The sequence below is a fragment of the Microvirga sp. BSC39 genome, assembly GCF_000739015.1.
GTDB lineage: Bacteria > Pseudomonadota > Alphaproteobacteria > Rhizobiales > Beijerinckiaceae > Microvirga.
On record NZ_JPUG01000062.1, the window covers coordinates 125,125 to 144,934 of the forward strand.

The window sequence follows — 19,810 nt, forward strand, 5'->3', positions numbered from 1 at the left end:
ACTGCCGCCCGGCAAAAATCAGCTTAGCTGTTTTTTTCTGCTGCTCCGGAACATTGCCCTGCACTGCTCGTTCGCAAGTGCTTCCCCTGCTTCTCCGGAGTTCCGATGCGGCGCGTTCATTCCATGCCCTTTGGGGCTGAGATAACTCCCGAAGGTATACGCTTTGCCCTGTGGGCGCCGACCGCCCAAGACGTGCGGCTCGTGCTCGATACTGCCGAGCTTCCAATGGCAGCCGACGACAGCGGCTGGTACCGCCTCGTTTCGCAGGAGGCCCATGCGGGCAGCCGCTATGGGTACAAAATCGACGGCAGCCTCGTGGTGCCCGATCCGGCCTCCCGCTTTCAGCCTGATGATGTCCATGGCCTGAGCCTCGTGATCGACCCCGGCGCGTATCAATGGTCCGATACGGGCTGGACGGGGCGCGCATGGGAAGAGACTGTCCTCTATGAGGTTCATGTGGGAACTGCGACGCCGGAGGGCACCTATGCGAGCCTGATGGCCAAGTTGGAAGACCTGCGCGATCTCGGCATCACGGCCATCGAACTCATGCCCATCGCCGAGTTTCCGGGACAGCGCAATTGGGGTTATGACGGTGTCCTGCCCTACGCACCGGATGCAGCCTATGGCAGCCCCGACGACCTGAAGCGTCTCGTCGAGCGCGCGCACGCGCTTGGCATCATGGTCTTCCTCGATGTGGTCTACAATCACTTCGGCCCATCGGGCAATTATCTCCACGCCTATGCGAAAACCTTCTTCACGGAGCGCCACCCGACTCCCTGGGGAGCGGGCATCAACGTGGATGGAGAAGGCAGCCGCAACGTGCGCGACTTCTTCTTTCACAACGCGCTTTACTGGCTGGAGGAATTCCATATCGATGGGCTTCGCTTCGATGCGGTCCATGCCATCGTGGATGACAGCAAGCCGCACTTCATCGAAGAGCTGGCCAACAGAATTCGTGAAGCCATTACCGATCGCCACGTTCACCTGGTGCTCGAAAACGAAGCCAACCAGGCGCGCTGGCTCGGCCGCGAAGCGGATGGACGACCGAAGCTCCACACGGCGCAGTGGGCCGATGACATTCACAACTCCTGGCATGCCCTGGTGACCGGCGAGAATGAAGGCTATTATGAGGACTATGCCAACCGACCGCTCGAGCACCTCGGACGGGCGCTAGCGGAAGGTTTCGCCTATCAGGGAGATCCGTCTCCGCATAAGGACGGCGTCGTTCGCGGCGAGCCCTCGGGCCATCTGACTCCAACGGCCTTCGTGTCCTTCCTTCAGAACCACGACCAGGTGGGAAATCGCGCCTTCGGCGAACGCCTTTCGCATCTGATTTCGCCCGAGCGCCTGGCTCTTGCGCAAGGGGTCTTCCTTCTGTCGCCGCATATCCCGCTGATCTTCATGGGCGAGGAGTGGGCCGCCTCGACGCCGTTCCAGTTCTTCGTCGATTTCGAGAGCGAGCCCGATCTGGCCAAAGCCGTGCGCGAGGGACGACGCGGCGAGTTCAAGCGCTTCAAAGCCTTCACGGATCCCGAGATGTCGCAGCGCATTCCCGATCCGACCGATCGCGCGACATTCGAACGATCCAGGATCGATTGGTCCGAGGTTCCGCAATCGCCCCATCAGGATTTTCTCGCGCAGACCCGTCACCTGCTCGACCTTCGGCAGACGGAGATCGTGCCTGTCTTAAAGAGCCAGTATCGCGGCTCGAGCTACACGATCTCACCCGAAAAAACGCTCGACGTGACCTGGACCTTTTCAGCCGGCACGCTTCGCCTGCTAGCCAATTTCGGCGACGGAGTCGTCAATGGCTCTGTGGATGAGGGCCTTCGCGTTCTCTGGACGAGCGGGGGCGCCGATTCTGCAGATGAGAGCCTTCAACTTCCGCCTTGGTCGGCGGTCGTCATGAAGGGAACACTGGCATGAGCAAGCTGGATGCTCTGCTGGAGCGGATGGCCGCGCTCGTCGGCATTTCCTCGGATTACAGCGATGCCTTTGGAAAACGGGTCGAGACGAGTTCCCACACCCGCAAAGCCCTGCTCACCGCGCTTGGGCTCGACGTCTCGTCTGACAAAGGTGCGCAGGAGAGCCTTAAGCGTATGGAGCAGTTGAAGGCTGGCCCAGTACCCGCAGTCATAACCGTGGAAGCGGGAGCACCCGCGAAGATCAAGCTGCGCGCCGGCGCCGGGGCCTCGGCCTGGACGTTGACCGAGGAAGGCGGAGCGACTCATGAGGGCCGGCTCACCAAGGCCAGCCGCACTCTCGATCTACCACCTCTTCCGATGGGCTATCACCAACTTCAGCTGGGTGACCGAGAGGCAACCATCATCGCTGCTCCTGAATGGTGTTGGGCGCCCGAGGCTCTAAAAGGGGACGCAAGGCTTTGGGGGCTGACTGCGCAGGTCTACTCCCTGCGCTCGCAGCGCGACCTCGGAATCGGCGACTACTCGGACGTGGCTCTCACCGCAGAGGGTGTCGGTCGCTGCGGCGGCGCATTCCTGGGCCTCAGCCCGGTTCATGCGCTCTTCGCGGCGGATCGGTCGAAGATTTCGCCCTACTCCCCATCCTCGCGCCTGTTCCTTGAGTCCCTCTACATCGACCCGACAGTTGTCGAGGGTTTCGCTGAGAGTGGTGCGCAGCAGCTTCTCGAGGCTTCGGACGTGCAGCGGCGTCTCGCCAAGCTGCAAGGCGCCTCACTGATCGATTACGCCGAGGTCTGGGCCATCAAGCGCCCGATCCTCGACGCTCTCTGGTCCTGGTTCCAGGCCTCTGGCGACAAGGCCGCGTTCGAGACGTTCCGCCTCGAAGGTGGCGAGGCCCTGGAGGCCCACGCCACCTTCGAGGCACTCTCCGAGCACTTTCGGGCGCAAGGGCGCTTCTGGACCGGCGAATGGCCCGAAGCCTTCCGATCAGTCCGTTCGGACGAGGTCAGGCAGTTCCGCTCTCAGGAAGCGGAGCGTGTCGCCTTCCATGCTTGGCTGCAATGGCTGGCTGACCGGCAGCTGGGGCAGGCTGCGGAACGGGCCCGCGCCGCTGGACTTCCCATCGGGCTTTATCGCGATCTCGCGGTCGGATCGGATGGCGGCGGATCCGAGATCTGGTCGACGCCGGAGCGCTATGCCCCCGGGCTGTCCATCGGCGCGCCGCCCGATCCGCTCGGGCCCCAGGGGCAGGATTGGGGCCTGCCGCCCTTCAACCCGCTCACCCTGGAGGAGCAGGGCCTTGCCGCCTTCCGCGATCTCGTCTCGGCCAATATGCGTCATGCCGGCGCGATCCGCATCGATCATGCGTTTCAGCTCCAGCGCCTCTTCCTGATCCCGTCCGGTGCTCCCGCTTCGCAAGGGGCCTATGTGGATTATCCGTTCGAGGCCATGCTGGCGGTGCTGCGCATCGAGAGCCATCGCGCCCGGTGCCTCGTGATTGCAGAGGATCTCGGGACGGCACCGGAAGGCTTCTCCGACGCGATCATGGCATCGGGTGTCCTCAGCTACCGGGTGCTCCCCTTCGAGCGCGAAGAAGCCGCCTTCAAGAAGCCCGAACAGTACCCTCGCTCAGCCCTGGCCGTGATCACCACCCACGACCTGCCGACCTTCACCGGATGGTGGCGCGGCCTTGACATCGACCTGCGCCAGACCCTCGGCATCTTCGACCCGAAGACCTCCAACCGGGAGCGCGCCGCGCGCAAGGCGGACAGGAGCCACTTCGCCCAGGCGCTCGCGGCAGAAGGTCTCCTGCCCTCGGCGCAGGTACCGGAAGAACCGCCCCTTGAGGCGACCATCCGTTATCTCGCCCGCACCTCGTCCGTCCTCACGGCGGTGCAGATCGAGGATGCATCCGGCGAACTGAACCAGCCCAACATGCCGGGCATGGACGTCGGCCATCCCAACTGGCGCCGCAGACTGTCGAACACTGTCGAGGATATTGCCTCTCCGGGCAGCCTGCTGGCGAAGCTCGCCGTTGCCCTGACCGAGGAAGGCCGGGACGTGCACGCCCGCAGGAGCACTCTCGCGGCTCCACCGCCTCGCGCCACCTACCGCCTGCAATTTCATAAGGACTTCACGTTCGACGACGCCGTGAAGATTGTGCCTTATTTGGCAAAGCTCGGCATCAGCCATGTCTATTCCTCGCCCATCCAGGCAGCCGCGCCCGGATCCACCCACGGCTACGACATCGTCGATCATTCCGTGATCAATCCGGAGCTCGGCGGAGAGGAGGGATTCCACCGTTTCTCGGAGACTCTCAAAGAGCACGGCCTCAAGCTCGTGCTCGACATTGTGCCGAACCATATGGGCATCGGCGGCCAGTCCAACGGCTGGTGGCTCTCCGTGCTGGAATGGGGACGCCTCTCCCCGGTGGCCGACGCTTTCGACATCGACTGGGAGCGCCCTGGGGCCGATGGCAAGCTGATCATCCCGTCCTTGGGCGGACTTTATGGCGAGGTGCTCGAAAGAGGCGAACTGCAGCTGAAATTCGACCCTGAGGGCGGCTCCTTCAGTGTGTGGCATTGGGAGCATCGCTTCCCAATCTGCCCCACCACTTATCCCGAGATCCTCGATCGCGCTTTGGTCTCCCTGAGCAATCCCGCCAAGGCCGGGAAGCTGCGGAGCATCACACAGCGCCTGCAAGCGATGGAACAGCAGGCTGCTGGCGAGAACCATTCGCTCCCACAGGAGGCGGAGGGGCTGAAGCATGATCTGGCACAGGTGGTTTCCGCTTCTCCGGACCTGCGGAAGGCCATCGACAGGGCCGTTGCAGCCATCAACGGAAGCCCCGATGAGCCGGGAAGCTTCGATGCTTTGCACCGCCTCCTGGAGAGGCAGGCTTACCGCCTTTCCTTCTGGAGGGTGGCATCGAGCGATATCAACTACCGCCGGTTCTTTGACATCAATACCCTGGCGGGCATACGGGTCGAGATCCCGCAGGTCTTCGAGAAAACCCATGAGCTGATCCTCCGCCTCGTGAACGAGGGTCACGTTCATGGCCTCAGGATCGACCACATCGATGGCCTCGCCGATCCGGAGGGCTATGCCCGCGCCCTTCAGGAGAAGGTCGGACCAGGCTTCTACGTGGTGGTCGAAAAGATCCTCGAGCCCGGCGAGGAGTTGCGTTCCTGGCCCGTTGCCGGAACCTCGGGCTACGACACCCTCAATCTGATCGACGGCGTGCTGGTGGACGGACGATCGGCCGACGCATTCGAGCGGATTTACCGCGAGGCATCGGACCTTCAGGGCTCCTACGAGGATCTCCTCAGGCAGGCCAAGGTCGAGATCACGGAGAAGAACTTCGCCAGCGAACTCGGGGTCCTGGTGTCGGACATCAAGGCTGTCGCCGATGCCAGCCGCCGCACACGCGACTACACGACATTTGCCCTACGCCAATCTCTGGTGGAGATCGTTGCCGCGTTCCCTGTCTACCGCAGCTATCTGAAGGACGGTAAACCTGCAGCCGAGGATGTGCGCCTGATCGAGGAGACAGTCGAGGCGGCCAAGACCTCCAGCGCCCTCCCCGACCGCACGGTGCATGACTTCATCGCTTCGGTCCTTCTCGGCCGGATGCCGTCCGGCGTCTCTGACGACGTGCGTCGCTTCCGCCGCCGTTTCCAGCAGCTCACGGGTCCGGTCATGGCCAAGAGCCTGGAGGACACGCTCTTCTACCGCTATGGCCGCCTGATTGCCCTCAACGAAGTGGGCGGCGACCCCGGCCATTTCGGCCTGCCGCCGGAGGGCTTTCACCGGTCAAACGAAGATCGTGCGCAGAACTGGCCTCACGCCATGATCGCCACCGCCACCCACGACACCAAGCGCGGCGAGGATGCACGCGCCCGACTTCTCGCGCTCTCCGAGATGGCGGAGGAATGGACCAAAGCTCTCGATCTCTGGAAGGAGTTGGCATCCCCTCACCTGACAGAGATCGACGGCGTTCCTGCACCGGATGCCAACGATCAGTTCATCCTGCTCCAAGCCCTCGTCGGCGCGTGGCCCCTGGAACTCTTGGAGAAGGCTGATCGCAAGAAATTGGCCTCGTTCCAGGAGCGGATGGAGGGTTATCTCACAAAGGCACTCCGTGAAGCCAAGCGGCATACGAGCTGGGTTGCCCCGAACGAAGCCTATGAGAACGCGGCTCTTGAACTCCTGAGAGCCGTGCTCACCCCGAAGAGCCCATTCCTGGAACGCTTCGGCGATCTGATCCGGCGCCTGTCTACGTTGGGCATGCTGAACGGGTTGGCCCGCACGGTCCTCAAGCTGACGCTGCCGGGGGTGCCCGACATCTACCAGGGGACGGAGTTCTGGGATTTCTCTCTGGTCGATCCCGACAACCGGCGTCCGGTGGATTACACCGCCCGTGCAAAAGCCTTGGAGAAGGGCGACGCGCTCACCTCTCTGATGGAGAGTTGGACCGACGGGCGAATCAAGCAGAGGATCATCGCCGCTCTGCTACGCGACCGAGCCCAATCACCGACACTCTATGCCGAAGGCGACTACCGGCTGCTGGAAGCCGAAGGTGTTCGTGCGGACCAACTTCTGGCCTATGTCAGGCAGCACGGCACCGATGCTCTTGCCGTCGTCGTTCCGCGTCTATGGGCAGGCTTCATGACGAGCGATGATCCATCCTTCGATGCCGCAACTTGGAGCGACACAGGGATTGAGCTTGCTCAGGGCCATTGGCTGAACGTGATAACAGGAGATGAGATCCTCATCGATCAGAGTCGGACGAAAATATCAGACCTGTTGAAGGAGGTCCCCTTCGCTGTCCTCAAGCTTCGATCCTCGTAGACAGGTGCAAGTCGACCGCGAGAACGATAGGTCGGAGTTATAGTTCAGCTTGCCGGGGACTTCCTGCAGGCTTGCGCGTTGATGAACACAGACATTTCGCCCCGCATGGCTTTCGAGATTTCCAATGAATGACAAAGTCGATACCCGTGAGCAGTCGCCCCCTCAGATCGTCGCCCCGAACGTGCGGCGCACCTCCCGCGTCCGGGAGGGACTTCCCTATCCCCTTGGAGCCACGTGGGATGGATTGGGCGTCAACTTTGCGATCTTCTCCGCGAATGCCACGAAGGTTGAGCTGTGCCTGTTCGATGAGGACGGCGAGCGGGAAATCGAGCGGATCGAGCTTCCGGAATATACCGACGAAGTCTGGCATGGTTACCTGCCGGACGCGCGGCCAGGCACGACCTACGGCTACCGGGTTCATGGCCCTTACGAGCCCACAGCCGGCCACCGCTTCAACCCCAACAAGCTCCTTCTCGATCCTTATGCCAAGCAGCTCATCGGCGACCTGAAGTGGAACCCGGCCCTATTCGGGTACACCCTTGGTTCGCCGGATGCCGACCTCTCCTTCGACAAGCGCGACAGCGCGCCGTTCATGCAAAAATGCCGGGTCGTCGAGTCGGCCTTCACCTGGGCACGGGCGCGCCGTCCGCAGATACCGTGGGAGCGCTCCATCATCTATGAGACTCATCTGCGCGGCTTCACCATGCAGCATCCGGCAGTGCCGAAGGAGTTTCGCGGGACGTTCTCAGGTCTCATGCAGCATGAGGTGATCGAATACATCAAGAATCTCGGCGTCACGGCGGTCGAGCTGCTGCCGATCCATGCTTTCGTGGATGACAGCTATCTGGTCGAGAAGAAGCTGAAGAACTACTGGGGCTACAACTCGATAGGCTTCTTCGCACCGCAGCCGCGCTACCTTGCAACACCCTTCATCAACGAGGTGAAGGAGATGGTGAGCCATCTCCACGATGCCGGAATCGAGGTGATCCTGGATGTGGTCTACAACCACACGGCCGAAGGCAACGAGCTGGGGCCGACCCTGTCCTTCAGAGGCATCGACAACGCATCCTATTACCGGCTCGCGCCCGATCCCCGCTACTACATCAACGATACGGGAACCGGGAACACGGTGAACCTCAGCCACTCCCGTGTGCTCCAGATGGTCACGGATTCCTTGCGCTACTGGGCGCAGGAGGTTCAGATCGACGGCTTCCGGTTCGATCTCGCGACGATCCTGGGCCGCGAGCCGCATGGCTTCGAAGAGGATGGCCGTTTCCTCGACGCCTGCCGCCAGGACCCCGCGCTCAGCCAGGTCAAGCTGATCGCCGAACCATGGGATTGCGGCCCTGGAGGTTATCAGGTCGGCCGCTTCTCGCCCGGCTGGGCGGAGTGGAACGACCGCTATCGCGATACGGTGCGCGCCTACTGGAAGGGCGAAGAAGGAAAGCTGCCGGAGCTTGCAGCCCGCCTTACGGCATCGGCGGACATCTTCAACAAGCGCGGGCGCCGACCATGGGCTTCCGTGAACTTCATCACCGCCCATGACGGCTTCACGCTGAACGATCTCGTCTCCTACAACGAGAAGCACAACGAGGCGAACGGAGAGGACAACAAGGACGGCCACGACCACAACCTCTCCTTCAACTATGGCGTAGAGGGACCGACCGACGATCCTGAGATCCGCGCGCTGCGCTTGCGCCAGATCCGCAACATGCTGGCCACCCTGCTCTTCTCGCAGGGAACCCCGATGCTTCTCGCTGGCGATGAATTCGCCCGTACCCAGCAGGGCAATAACAACGCCTATTGTCAGGATAACGAGGTGTCCTGGATCGATTGGGAGGGAATCGACGAGGACGGAGTCGAACTTCTCGAGTTCACCCGCAAGCTGATCCAGCTGCGTCAGAACTTGCCGATCCTGCGACGCGTCCGCTTTCTCTCCGGCGTCTACAACGAGGAGCTCGACGTCAAGGACGTGACGTGGCTCACCCCCGCCGGCGACGAGATGACGCCTGAGAATTGGGAGGATCCCAACGCACGCTGCATCAGCATCCTGCTGGATGGCCGTGCTCAGCCGACCGGCATCCGCAGGCGAGGCACGGACGTGACTCTCCTCATGATCCTGAATGCTCACAACGATGTGGTGAAGTGCACCTTGCCGGAGGTGGTCGGCGGGGAGGCCTGGATGTGTCATATCGATACCAACCAGCCGGATCTGGACGCTCCCGCGGAGTTTGGTTTCGGCAAGGTCTACACGGTCACGGCCCATTCCCTTCTGCTGTTCCAGCTGAAACCAGCCAAGCAGCCGAAGCCCGAGAAAAGGAAGAGCGCCTGATCCGGCGCTCCTACCTTCGATCTCACGTGGACAGGCAGGACCGGTAGAGGTCGGCGTATTGCTTGGCAGGGCGACGCCAGCTCACATCAGAGCGCATGCCGTTGCCCTGCAGGCGCCGCCATGCCTGCCTGTCGCGCCAGAGAATTCTTGCCCGGTCGATGGCATCCGCAAACGGACAGAGCGCGGCGGGCCCGAACTGGAAACCCGTGGCGACACCGGCCGCGATGGCCATCTCATTGGCATCGATCACCGTATCGGCCAGTCCTCCCACCCGAGACACGATGGGCACGCTCCCGTAGCGCATGGCGCATAACTGCGTCAGGCCACAGGGTTCAAACCGTGATGGCACGAGCAGGGCATCGCTGCCGCCCTGGATCAGGTGAGCGAGCCCCTCGTCATAGCCGAAGAAGCACCCGACCTGACCGGGATGGACAGTGCTGGCGGTCTGGAAGCTGCCTTCGAGTGCCCTGTCTCCAGAGCCCAGGAGCGCCAGCTGTGCGCCACCGGCAAGGAGCCTTGAGAGGCCGGCGAGCACGAGATCCAGGCCTTTCTGCTCGGACAGGCGGCTGACGATGCCGAAGAGCATCACGTCAGGATCCTGGCTCAAGCCCAGGCGCTTCTGCAGTGCCGCCTTATTGGCCATGCGAGCATCGAGATTGTCGGGATCGTACGTCTGCGCGAGGTTCGTATCCGAAAAAGGATCCCAGACCTTGTCATCGATGCCGTTGAGAATGCCGGACACAGCGCTCGATCGAAACCGCAGCAACCCATCGAGACCCATTCCGCCTTCACGTGTCTGAATTTCCCTGGCATAGGTCGGTGAAACGGTCGTGATCCGATCCGCGTGCTGCAAGCCGGCTTTCAGGAACCCGATCTGCCCATAATACTCGACGCCGTCGATGGTGAAGGTGCTGGCCGGCAATCCTAGTTCGAGCAACAGGTATGGAGGGAAAACGCCCTGAAAGGCGATGTTGTGGATCGTCATGACCGTTGCAGGACGCGGGCCTTCCGCGAGGCTCAGGTAGAGCGGCGCGAGCCCAGCCTGCCAGTCGTGGGCATGAACCACGTCGGGCACGAATCCCGGCGCCAATCCTTGGCCGATGTCGGCTGCCGCTCGAGAGAGAGCTGCGAAGCGCCGCGCGTTGTCCATCCAGTCCTGGCCATCCGGTGCAAGGTAGGGAGAACCGGGCCTGTCGAACAGATGCGGGGCATCGATGACGAAGAGGTCCAGACCCCCTGCCCTTCCCGACAGCAGGCTTGCCGCTCCACCGAAGAAGCCGGAATAACGATGAACGACCTGCGAGCCCTCCAGAGCCCTCATCACGGCCGGATATCCCGGAACGAGCGTGATGACCGTCACGTCCTCTGCCGCGAGGGCGGACGGAAGGGCTCCGGCGACATCGGCCAATCCGCCTGTCTTGATGATGGGAAAGATCTCTGACGTGACGGAGAGAACGTTCAGAGGCCTCATACAGACAATCTCTCGATCATCGGCTTCGTGATGAGGCAGATGCCCCTCTCGGTACGACGGAACCGCTGAGCGTCGAGTTCGGGATCCTCACCGACAACGAGCCCATCGGGGATATGTACGCCCCGGTCGACGACAACGTTCTTGAGCCGCGCACCTTTTCCCACATCCGCATAGGGAAGAATGACGGCACCTTCCACGGAGGCGTAGGAATGGAGATGCACGCCCGTAAAGACGAGCGACTGGCGCAGGGCTGCTCCCGATACGATGCACCCGCTGGAGACGAGGGAGTTGATGGCATGCCCACGTCGCCCTTCCTCATCATGAACGAACTTCGCCGGCGGCCATGTCTCCGTAAAGGTGGAGATCGGCCAGTCGTGGTCATAGAGATCCAGTGAGGGCACGATCGCCGTCAGATCGATGTTGGCCTCCCAGTACGCGTCCACTGTCCCGACGTCGCGCCAATAGGCCTCCGCATCGCTCCCGCCGGCCTCTGCTCCGGAGCGGACGCATGAGCGGGTAAACCGATGCGCCACGGCTTTTCCGTGCTGGACCAGATAGGGGATGATGTCCTTCCCGAAATCCCGGTTCGAGCCGGGCGTCTCCGCGTCGCGTCTCAGCTGATCGAAGAGGAAACGAGTGTTGAAGACGTAGATGCCCATGCTCGCCAGAGCCTTGTCGGGATTGTCCGGCATGCCCGGTGGATCGGCAGGCTTCTCAAGAAAGGAAATGATCCGGTCCGTCCCGTCGACTGCCATTACGCCAAAGCCGGTTGCCTCCATGCGCGGCACCTCGAGGCAGCCGACGGTCACGTCGGCCCCCATGTCGACGTGCTGACGCAACATGAGCTCGTAATCCATCTTGTAGATGTGATCGCCGGCCAGGATGATGATGTACTCGGGATCGATGCTCGCGATGATGTCGATGTTCTGGAACACCGCGTCGGCTGTGCCTTCGTACCACATGGTTTCCGAGACACGCTGACTGGCGGGCAGGATATCGAAGCTCTCGTTCCGCTCGGCCCGGAAGTAGTTCCAACCCCGCTGCAGATGACGGATCAGGCTGTGAGCCTTGTACTGTGTTGCTACTCCGATACGTCTGATGCCGGAGTTCAGGGCATTCGAGAGCGCGAAATCGATAATGCGTGTGTTGCCCCCGAAATACACGGCGGGCTTGGCGCGAATATCCGTCAGTTCCATCAATCGGCTACCGCGCCCGCCGGCAAGAACATACGCCATGGCATGACGGGCGAGAGGCGCGTAGGGAACTCTGGAATTCGGCAAGGCCGGGTCCTCACATCAAAGGCATTCACCTGATCATATAGAGGCCGGGATGGCTGCTGGTACTTGTCGCGTGACTGACTTCAACGGAGTACCGCCCGGGAGCCTCCGACCGGAGGCCGAAGGCTTGTATGCTGATCGCGCTCAGGTCACCCGTGTCGTCCGTTTGCGCTTCGGCGTGGCGGCAGGAGCCTCGCTGCTTTCCTCCACCGGAGCCGGAGCAGGAGTACGCTTCTTGCGACTCTTCGGAGCAACTGGGGGAGCCTCGTCGGCCGTCATGCTGGTCATGCCCAGCGGGGCGGGATCGATGAGGGATGGAGGCTGGACACCGGATCCTTCACTGCTTTCGCCGAGAATCTCGCGCTCGGCCTGATACCAATATTCGTCCGCCCGATCAGGGAGAGCCCCGTGCCGCATCCAGAGCTCGTAAGCCCGTTCACGGATTTTGCTTTCAAGTTCCTTGTCCATGGTCGCCCTTCAGTCCTGATGTCATGCCCCAGCCCGATGAAGCGCAAAGGAAAACCGGCAGGACCATCCTGCCGAATTTGGCGCGCTCACCGTGCGAACTGTGTAAATTATTAGGCGCTTCGCCGGATTGGCAACGGCAAGGACCTGAATCTGCCGCAAATGCCTGCTCAGAAATCGAACCAGTCCCGCTGAAATTTCAGGCGCCTTCAGAGACATCGGGCGCCTTGAAGCGGACAACCCTGTACACATACCAGATAACCAGACCCGCAAAGACGACGTTCGAGACCGGGTTGACCCATTCGGAGACCTTCTCGTATTGACTCTCGAGCAGGTACCCGGCCCCTGCAAGGAAGATGGTCCATAAAGCGGTTCCCAGGGAACTCCACAGCAGGAAAGTGGAAGTCGGGATGCAATTCACCCCTGCCGGGACGGAGATCAGAGAGCGGATCGCTGGGATCAGGCGCCCGAGGAACAAGGCGAGACCCTGATGGCGGGAGAAGAAGGCCCTGGCCTGATCCAGCTCATCGGGATGCATGGTCAGCCATCGCCCATGCCTGGCGGCGAACCGCTTCAGACGTTTCGGGCCGATCCAGCGTCCAATCAGAAACCAGAAATAGGCGCCGGCGAGGGAGCCGATCGTTCCTGCAAGGACGACTCCCGTGAAGCTGAGGGTCCCCTTGGCGGCGGAGAAGCCCGCCAGGGGCATGATGAGTTCCGAAGGAATCGGCGGGAAAACATTCTCCAACAGCATGAGCAGGGCAATGCCGACATACCCGGCCTTGTCGATGAGGCTGACGATCCAATCGAACACGCTATTCCACCCTTAGAAGTGACCCGGAAACGTCCCGATCCAGGCTCGATCCGCAAGCCCGATCACCCTCGGGCAACGATTTTGAAGCGCACTGTTTCCACCCGGAACCTTGGCCTCGGTTCCCGAGTTGGCACAGGATTGCGTTTAGGATCTTAGTCGCGTGCAGCTTCTGGAACAAACGACGAGCCGGCAAGAACCTCAGTTCGCGCAGGCGGCCGAACGGCTGCCCGAGGGCCCAATCCTGCGTCCAGGGCAGAATTGCTGGCGCGTCGCCCAGGCTGATCGCGCATCGATCCTGATCGACGGCGCCGCTTATTTCGCCTGTCTGGAAGCGGCCTTGCGCCGTGCCCGACGCTCCATTCTCATCATCGGCTGGGACTTCGACGGCAGCATCCGCCTGCGTCCGGAGGTGAGCGCCGAGGATTCGCCCCCGTTAGGGCCCTTGCTCCGCTCCCTCGTGGAGGCCAAGCCTGACCTTGAGGTCAGGATCCTGGTGTGGAGCGTGGCCGTCGTGCATGCCCCCGGGGCTCCCGGTCCGCTCATCTTCGGCGCCGAGTGGCAGGACCATCCGCGCCTCCAGCTTAAGCTCGACACTCATCACCCGCTCTATGCCGCTCATCACCAGAAGATCGTCTGCATCGACGATGCGTTGGCCTTCGTCGGCGGCATGGACCTAACGGTCGAGCGATGGGACACCCATCGCCATGCCTGCGACGACCCGATCCGGCTGAAGGATGACGGGAGCATCTACGAACCCGTCCACGATCTTCAGATGGCGGTGGACGGCGAGGCTGCCCGCTCCGTCGCCGAAGTGGGCTATGGCCGCTGGAAATTTGCGACGGGCGAAGAGCTGAGCCCAGCCCTACCGGTCCGAGGCGATCCGTGGCCGGAGGATCTTGCCGCCGATTTCGTCGACGTGCCGATCGCCATCGCGCGCACCTATCCGGCCTGGGGCGACCAACCCGCCGCGCAGGAGGCGGCGGCCCTGACCCTGGACGCGCTCTCCGCCGCCAGGAAGAGCATCTATATCGAAGCGCAGTACATGACGGCTCCCGCAATTGGCGACGTTCTGGAGCAACGCCTGGCCGATCCCGACGGGCCGGAGATCGTCGTGATCCAGACACATGAATCCCATGGGTGGGCTGAAGAACTGGTTATGGGCTCGAACAGGGACAGGCTCATCCGGCGTCTGCGCAAATGCGATCATTACGACCGCCTGCGCGTCTATTACCCGGTCATTCCCAACGGATCGGGTGGAGAATGCCAGGTGCTCATCCATTCCAAGCTCATCATCGTCGACGACGTGTTCCTGCGCATCGGCTCGTCGAACCTGAACAACCGCTCCATGGGCCTCGACAGCGAGTGCGACCTCGCCATTGAGGCCACGACCAAGGAAGAGCGCCGAACGATTGCCAGCTTGAGAGACCGGCTTCTTGCAGAGCATCTCGAGACACAGCCGAGGACCTTCGTGGAGGTTCTGGAGGCAGCAGGCGGGTCCGTCATCCAGGCCGTCGACCAGCTCAATACCGGAACGCGCGGCCTGCGCGCCTTTGGAGCCATGGACGACGACGGGCCGGATGCACCGGCTCCAGGCACTGGCCTTTTGGATCCGCTGGAGCCTTTCGAGCCGCTCGCCCTGTTCCGCCGCCGCAAGGACTGACGTCTAGGCCTTCGCGGGTATGGGCGCATTTCCTTGAGCGCCTGAACCTCTACGCCGCAGGACAAGCTCGGTCACGGCCAACAGGATCCCCCCTAAGACAAGCGGCGCGAGGAAGTAGACAAATCGAAACACCAGAAGCGGCCCGATCAGGTCGTTCTGGGGCAGAAGGTACATGACGACGCTCTCGATCACGCCAAGCCCTCCGGGCACATGGCTGACCAGCGCCGTCGCATTGGCGATCACATAGACGGATGCCACACCCAGATACGCAACGTCTGCCACAGCCGCGAGGGCCTGATGAAGGCAGGCGGCCACGAACGCGAAATTGATAGACCCGATCAGAACCTGTCCGATGGCGAGCCGGAAAGCCGGGACCTCAAGCGACCAGCGCCGGATCCGCAGCGGCCTGCGCATGAAGACGGACAGGATCAGATAGATTACCGGAACAGCAAGGCAGCCCAGGCCCAAGGCGATGACGACTGGATGGGTCAACCCTGTGATTTTCCCGGCTAGTTCCGAGCGCAGGAGCAGGGCTGCTCCGCCCAGTGTCATCAGGCCGTGCCCGACAGTGATCCCGCAGAAGACGACCACCTTTGCCACCTCGCCTGCGGCCAGCCCCCAGCGGCTGTAAAAGCGATAGCGCACAGCCCCGCTGCTCAGGGCGGCCAATCCGATGTTATGCCCCAGCGAGAGAGCCGTGAATGAGGCCAGGGCCGCTTTTGGATAGGGAAGCGGCCGCCCAACATAGCGCAGGGCTAGATAGTCGAAGAAGGTCAGGCACACATAGCTGGCTGCGGCAAATCCTGCAGCAGCCAGGAGCCTCGGAACCGGAACGGCGGTAACGGCGGCGGTCAACTCTTCCAGGCTGTAGCGACTGAGCGTGCGATACAGCAGGAAAGCCGCCAGGCATATGGCAGCCGCAGCAATCAGGTACTTCCAGTTCCGCATCCCCTCTCCTCATTGGCATTGTGCCGCAGCAGCTAACGGCCACGCTCTACAAAGCTCAACGCGGAAGCAGGGCCGGCGATCCGTCAGCCGCCTTCAGTAATACCCCTCATTCATGAGCGTGGGCTATGCTCGCTTGGTGCGCCTTGCCGCGAACGATCTGGAACTCGACGAGCAGCGGGAGATGATCCGAGGCGACGCGCGCCAAAGGTGTCCGTACCGCTTCAACACGCTGCACGGCAATCTCGCGGCTGACGAAGACATGATCGATGCGCAACATCGGCAAGCGCGACGGGAACGTTGCCCTGGGTTTGGGAGGTTTCGCCAGCGCCTGTGCATCCCGGAGATGCGCGGTGAGGCGCTGATAGGCCCGCGACCGCGGCGTGGCATTGAGGTCCCCTAGCAGGATCGTCGGCTCACGGCAGGACTGATGACCGAGCCAGCGCGGGCCCAACAGGGCATTCACCTGCGCAAGCCGCTCGTGGCGGCGCAGGCCCAGATGAGTGTTGATGATCTGGACATCAGTGCCCCCGATGTTGACCGAGGCCCAGAGAGCCCCCCGCGGCTCGAGCCCAGGCTTTCCGGCCAAGCCTGGCAGAGCCTCCGCCTTGACGAGCTTCGAGGGCCTGTGGGTCAGGATGGCGTTGCCATACTCCTCTTCCAGCACCCGCATGCTGGCATGGAAATGCACATGCATTCCAAGCGCCTGGGCAATCGCATGAGCCTGATCGACGCCACCTGTCCTGGCCCGCCCCACGTCGAGCTCCTGGAGTGCGACGACATCCGGCTCGTAGGCTGCTATCACATCGGCGATACGCGCAGGGGACAGCCGTCCGTCCGTGCCGAGGCAGCGGTGCACGTTGTAGGTCAGGATTCGCGGCACTTCGCCCCCTGTTGGCAGACCTCCGGAGGGAGCGTTCCGCTCACCGGCCGGTTCCTATGCAGTTGGAACCAGAACTCCCATCGAAGGAGCGTGGATCCATCCAAGCTCGGCTTTTTGAAGTGCCTGAGCGTCAAACATCATCAAGAATGTCGGGCGGCTCCATAGCTCAACCTGAAGGGTTCGGAGGGAGGAGGCTTAGGAAAAGGAACGGGGACCGTGCGTACATCCGGCACCGGTCCCCGCCTCCTCGACCGGCTGCAGGCGCAACCGGATTCAGCCATCATAGATCAGGCGCGGGAGACCGGATCAGAGCATAGGAGGTAGGAGGCCTCCCCCTGTCGGGGGCCGGGTGTCCGAAAGGATGTCGGGAGCTCCGCCCATGAAAGCATACGGATGCAGGAAAAAAGATTCCCGCCCCTGCCCTAGCGCGCTATGGCATGCCCGTGGAAGGCAGTTGGAGCTGATATGTCCGGGACGTTCTCTCTTCAGAAAGACAAGATTCGCGTTCTCTTGCTCGAAGGAGTGAACCAGAGTGCCGTCGACCTGATCGAGGGGGCGGGCTACACCAACCTCACCCACCTCAAGACCGCGCTCGATGAGGACGCGCTCATCGAAGCCCTGCAGGGGATCCACCTCCTGGGCATCCGCTCCCGCACCCAGCTGACGAGCAGGGTTCTGCAATCCGTCAACCGGCTGATCGCCGTCGGCTGCTTCAGCGTCGGCACGAACCAGGTCGATCTGGAGGCTGCCCGGCAGGCCGGCATTCCCGTCTTCAACGCGCCGTTCTCCAACACCCGGAGCGTGGCCGAGCTGGTGATCGGCGAGATCGTCATGCTTCTGCGCCGCACTTTCCCAAAATCCACTGCCGCCCATGAAGGACAATGGGACAAGTCCGCGACGGACAGCCATGAGGTGCGCGGCAAGACGCTCGGCATCGTCGGTTACGGCAATATCGGCTCGCAGCTCTCCTATCTGGCAGAAGCCATGGGCATGCGCGTCATCTTCTTCGACCAGACCGACAAGCTGCGCCACGGCAACACGGAGCCGGCCGACAGCCTGCACGCCCTGCTGGGCCAGAGCGATATCGTCAGCTTGCATGTGCCGGAGACGCCGGCCACCCACGGCATGATCGGCAAGGCCGAGATCGCCGCCATGAGGAAGGGGGCCTATCTCATCAACAACAGCCGCGGCACGGTGGTCGATCTCGACGCCTTGGCCGAGGGCCTGCGGAGCGGCCATCTGCGGGGCGCGGCCGTCGATGTGTTTCCCGTGGAGCCTGCGTCGAACAAGGAGCGTTTCGTCACGCCGCTGCAGCGTCTCGACAATGTGATCCTGACCCCTCACATCGGCGGTTCGACGGAGGAAGCCCAGGAGCGCATCGGCGCCGAGGTCGCCAAGAAGCTGACGGATTATTCCGACGTGGGCACGACAGTCGGCGCCGTGAACTTTCCTCAGGTCCAGCTGCCGTCCCGGCCCTCGGGCACGCGCTACATCCACGTCCACAGGAACGTGCCCGGCATGCTCGGGCGGCTGAACAATGCCTTCTCGCAGCGCGGCCTCAACATCACGGCCCAGCACCTGCAGACCGATGGCGAGATCGGGTACGTCGTGATCGAGGTGGAGGGCCAGCCCGAGCAGAGCCGCGAGACCTTGCAGGAGATCCGTGCCCTGGAGGGAACCATTCGCGCCCGCCTTCTCTATGCCCGTGGATGATCGGCGGATGCAGGACGCCTGATCCGCCGGACGACCTTCATGAAGCATTCCCGCGCAAGGCATGATACCGTCGATGATGCCGTCTCCCTCGTGGACGCGATGGCGCGCTCGTCCGAGCGAAAGCAGGAATGTGATTGCCGGTGTTCATGTGAAGTTACGTCGTTTCATGCATCAGGCGGCGATCGGGCTTACCCGCATGATCGGGTTTCCTCGTATCGTTGCGCATAGGGGGGACCCTGCGCTCGGAGAGACTGGCCCTTCAAACGCACAGCGCGAGCAGACCGGAAACGATCAGTCATCAACCTCGTCTCCGCAGATGCACCAATCCGTCGAGTCTCCACCGACCGACAACGAGGTCGAGCACTCCTCGCCCATTCACGCCCAACTGGAACGCTTCAGCCACATGAACACGTCCGTAGACACCCTGGCCGAGCAGATGCTGACTCTCGTGGAGATCGTGTCTGCGCAGGAAAGGGACATCAAAGCGCTCAAGGAGCAGTGTCGCGTGCTGGAGGAGCATGACCAGGCGATCGCGGTGGCGTTCTCCACCTTCTTTCACGTTCTCTCCGCCGGGCGTGTCGCGAAGCTCGGTGAGATCGCCACCATCCTGAACCACATCATCCAGGTCGCCGAGCAGGAAGGGCGACCGGCCGCATCCATCAAGTTCCTGAAGGATCTCGCCGGTATGCTTCCCGAGGACCAGCGCTGATCCTGCCTGCAAGAGATGAGATGCCAATCTTAAGCATCCGTTAACCCTGCTGTTTCACACTTCGTGAACTGCTGCAATGGAGCGCTGGGCATGTCGGTCTGAATACTGGGTCCACTGCCATGCGGTCCACGACTGCAGGCAGGCCAAGGCGAAGGAACTGGTGATGGCGACGGACAGAGCAGGAGCGACGATCGAAGCGGCCATCGCAACGCATGTCGCCAGCGTCTTCGAGCACGGCAGGCAGGCTAACACCGTGGCCCAGATCCGCCGCCGCATCACGGACGATTTCGAACCACCGCAGTTGCAAACCGGGCAGGACAATCATCCCCCGGCTCTCGTCGCTCTTCACCGCCGGATCGTCGCAGCCTTCGCGCCGAAGGCCAGAGCTTACGACACGCCGGATCGATTCTCGGATATCGCGGAGCTCAGGGGGAGCCTCCAGCGGCAGCGCGGCTCCCGACAGGGAAGCGAGCAGAAAAGCCTGCTCGCCTATGCCAGGAGCCAGCTCCTCATCGAACGGCAGCAGCTTTTTCTGAAGAACGAACTCACCGAAGGATTCGGGCGCATCGAAGCATGGGTCCTGTCGATTGCATTCCTGGGCCCGGTGCTTCTGAACGTGGTCAGCATCCTTTGGGCGCTGCCTCTCCTGGGCTTCAGCATCGGCAGAGCTTGGTATCTCGACAGGCAATGCAAGCGACGCCTCGGCAAGATCGCGGAGATCGACCGCCTGATCGAGCGGATAGAGCATGCTCCTTAAGGGACGATGGC

The 19,810-nt window shown here is 62.3% G+C and carries 13 protein-coding genes; 7 read left to right on the forward strand and 6 right to left on the reverse strand.

Annotated features, from left to right (window positions below; all coding sequences use genetic code 11):
• Nucleotides 1-105 precede the first annotated feature (105 nt).
• From treZ to glgX, 3 genes are all read left to right on the forward strand, one after another.
• Entirely contained in the window at nucleotides 106-1,926 is a 1,821-nt protein-coding gene (gene treZ, locus MA07_RS11860; protein WP_036350774.1) for a malto-oligosyltrehalose trehalohydrolase, read from the forward strand.
• Entirely contained in the window at nucleotides 1,923-6,773 is a 4,851-nt protein-coding gene (locus MA07_RS11865; protein ID WP_036350776.1) for a malto-oligosyltrehalose synthase, read from the forward strand. Before treZ ends, MA07_RS11865 begins: the two co-directional genes overlap by 4 nt.
• Nucleotides 6,774-6,897: 124 nt before the next feature.
• Nucleotides 6,898-9,105: a glycogen debranching protein GlgX gene (gene glgX, locus MA07_RS11870; protein ID WP_036350777.1), complete on the forward strand. Its 2,208-nt coding sequence runs from the start codon at nucleotides 6,898-6,900 to the stop codon at nucleotides 9,103-9,105.
• A gap of 22 nt (nucleotides 9,106-9,127) precedes the next feature.
• On the opposite strand, the gene glgA is transcribed toward glgX, so the two are convergent.
• The 4 genes from glgA to MA07_RS11890 all read right to left on the reverse strand — a co-directional run bounded on the left by glgA (nucleotide 9,128) and on the right by MA07_RS11890 (nucleotide 13,132).
• A complete protein-coding gene (gene glgA / locus MA07_RS11875) occupies nucleotides 9,128-10,576 on the reverse strand; it encodes a glycogen synthase GlgA (protein WP_036350780.1) in 1,449 nt (482 codons plus the stop codon).
• Nucleotides 10,573-11,856, reverse strand: a complete 1,284-nt coding sequence (gene glgC, locus MA07_RS11880; protein WP_036350781.1) for a glucose-1-phosphate adenylyltransferase — start codon at nucleotides 11,854-11,856, stop codon at nucleotides 10,573-10,575. Before glgC ends, glgA begins: the two co-directional genes overlap by 4 nt.
• A gap of 141 nt (nucleotides 11,857-11,997) precedes the next feature.
• The gene (locus MA07_RS11885) at nucleotides 11,998-12,321 is read right to left on the reverse strand and encodes a DUF2934 domain-containing protein (RefSeq protein ID WP_036350783.1); all 324 of its coding nucleotides are present in this window, start codon (nucleotides 12,319-12,321) and stop codon (nucleotides 11,998-12,000) included.
• A gap of 196 nt (nucleotides 12,322-12,517) precedes the next feature.
• Complete coding sequence (locus MA07_RS11890; RefSeq protein ID WP_036350785.1) at nucleotides 12,518-13,132, reverse strand: DedA family protein; 615 nt, start codon at nucleotides 13,130-13,132, stop codon at nucleotides 12,518-12,520.
• 160 nt (nucleotides 13,133-13,292) lie between these two features.
• Here MA07_RS11890 and MA07_RS11895 point away from each other — a divergent pair, with 160 nt between their 5' ends.
• Nucleotides 13,293-14,792: a phospholipase D-like domain-containing protein gene (locus MA07_RS11895; protein WP_036350787.1), complete on the forward strand. Its 1,500-nt coding sequence runs from the start codon at nucleotides 13,293-13,295 to the stop codon at nucleotides 14,790-14,792.
• A gap of 3 nt (nucleotides 14,793-14,795) precedes the next feature.
• Here the strand turns inward: MA07_RS11895 and MA07_RS11900 are convergent, their stop codons facing one another.
• The gene (locus tag MA07_RS11900) at nucleotides 14,796-15,740 is read right to left on the reverse strand and encodes a lysylphosphatidylglycerol synthase domain-containing protein (RefSeq protein ID WP_036350789.1); all 945 of its coding nucleotides are present in this window, start codon (nucleotides 15,738-15,740) and stop codon (nucleotides 14,796-14,798) included.
• A gap of 106 nt (nucleotides 15,741-15,846) precedes the next feature.
• Complete coding sequence (locus MA07_RS11905) at nucleotides 15,847-16,620, reverse strand: endonuclease/exonuclease/phosphatase family protein (protein WP_036350791.1); 774 nt, start codon at nucleotides 16,618-16,620, stop codon at nucleotides 15,847-15,849.
• Nucleotides 16,621-17,085: 465 nt separating this feature from the next.
• On the opposite strand from MA07_RS11905, the gene serA reads away from it, so the two are divergent.
• The 3 genes from serA to MA07_RS11920 all read left to right on the forward strand — a co-directional run bounded on the left by serA (nucleotide 17,086) and on the right by MA07_RS11920 (nucleotide 19,799).
• Nucleotides 17,086-18,333, forward strand: a complete 1,248-nt coding sequence (gene serA, locus MA07_RS11910; RefSeq protein WP_036350793.1) for a phosphoglycerate dehydrogenase — start codon at nucleotides 17,086-17,088, stop codon at nucleotides 18,331-18,333.
• A gap of 403 nt (nucleotides 18,334-18,736) precedes the next feature.
• Nucleotides 18,737-19,042 (forward strand): hypothetical protein, encoded by a 306-nt coding sequence (locus tag MA07_RS11915; RefSeq protein WP_152568840.1) that lies wholly within the window; start codon nucleotides 18,737-18,739, stop codon nucleotides 19,040-19,042.
• Between the two features lie 163 nt (nucleotides 19,043-19,205).
• On the forward strand, nucleotides 19,206-19,799 hold the full coding sequence (locus tag MA07_RS11920) for a hypothetical protein (protein WP_036350797.1): 594 nt from the start codon (nucleotides 19,206-19,208) through the stop codon (nucleotides 19,797-19,799).
• Nucleotides 19,800-19,810 lie beyond the last annotated feature (11 nt).

Coding starts and splice junctions, on each gene's coding strand:
- treZ (WP_036350774.1), top strand. CDS start 106: ATGCGGCGCGTTCATTCCATGCCCTTTGGGGCTGAGATAACTCCCGAA.
- MA07_RS11865 (WP_036350776.1), top strand. CDS start 1,923: ATGAGCAAGCTGGATGCTCTGCTGGAGCGGATGGCCGCGCTCGTCGGC.
- glgX (WP_036350777.1), top strand. CDS start 6,898: ATGAATGACAAAGTCGATACCCGTGAGCAGTCGCCCCCTCAGATCGTC.
- glgA (WP_036350780.1), bottom strand. CDS start 10,576: ATGAGGCCTCTGAACGTTCTCTCCGTCACGTCAGAGATCTTTCCCATC.
- MA07_RS11885 (WP_036350783.1), bottom strand. CDS start 12,321: ATGGACAAGGAACTTGAAAGCAAAATCCGTGAACGGGCTTACGAGCTC.
- MA07_RS11900 (WP_036350789.1), bottom strand. CDS start 15,740: ATGCGGAACTGGAAGTACCTGATTGCTGCGGCTGCCATATGCCTGGCG.
- serA (WP_036350793.1), top strand. CDS start 17,086: ATGTCCGGGACGTTCTCTCTTCAGAAAGACAAGATTCGCGTTCTCTTG.
- MA07_RS11915 (WP_152568840.1), top strand. CDS start 18,737: ATGAACACGTCCGTAGACACCCTGGCCGAGCAGATGCTGACTCTCGTG.
- MA07_RS11920 (WP_036350797.1), top strand. CDS start 19,206: ATGGCGACGGACAGAGCAGGAGCGACGATCGAAGCGGCCATCGCAACG.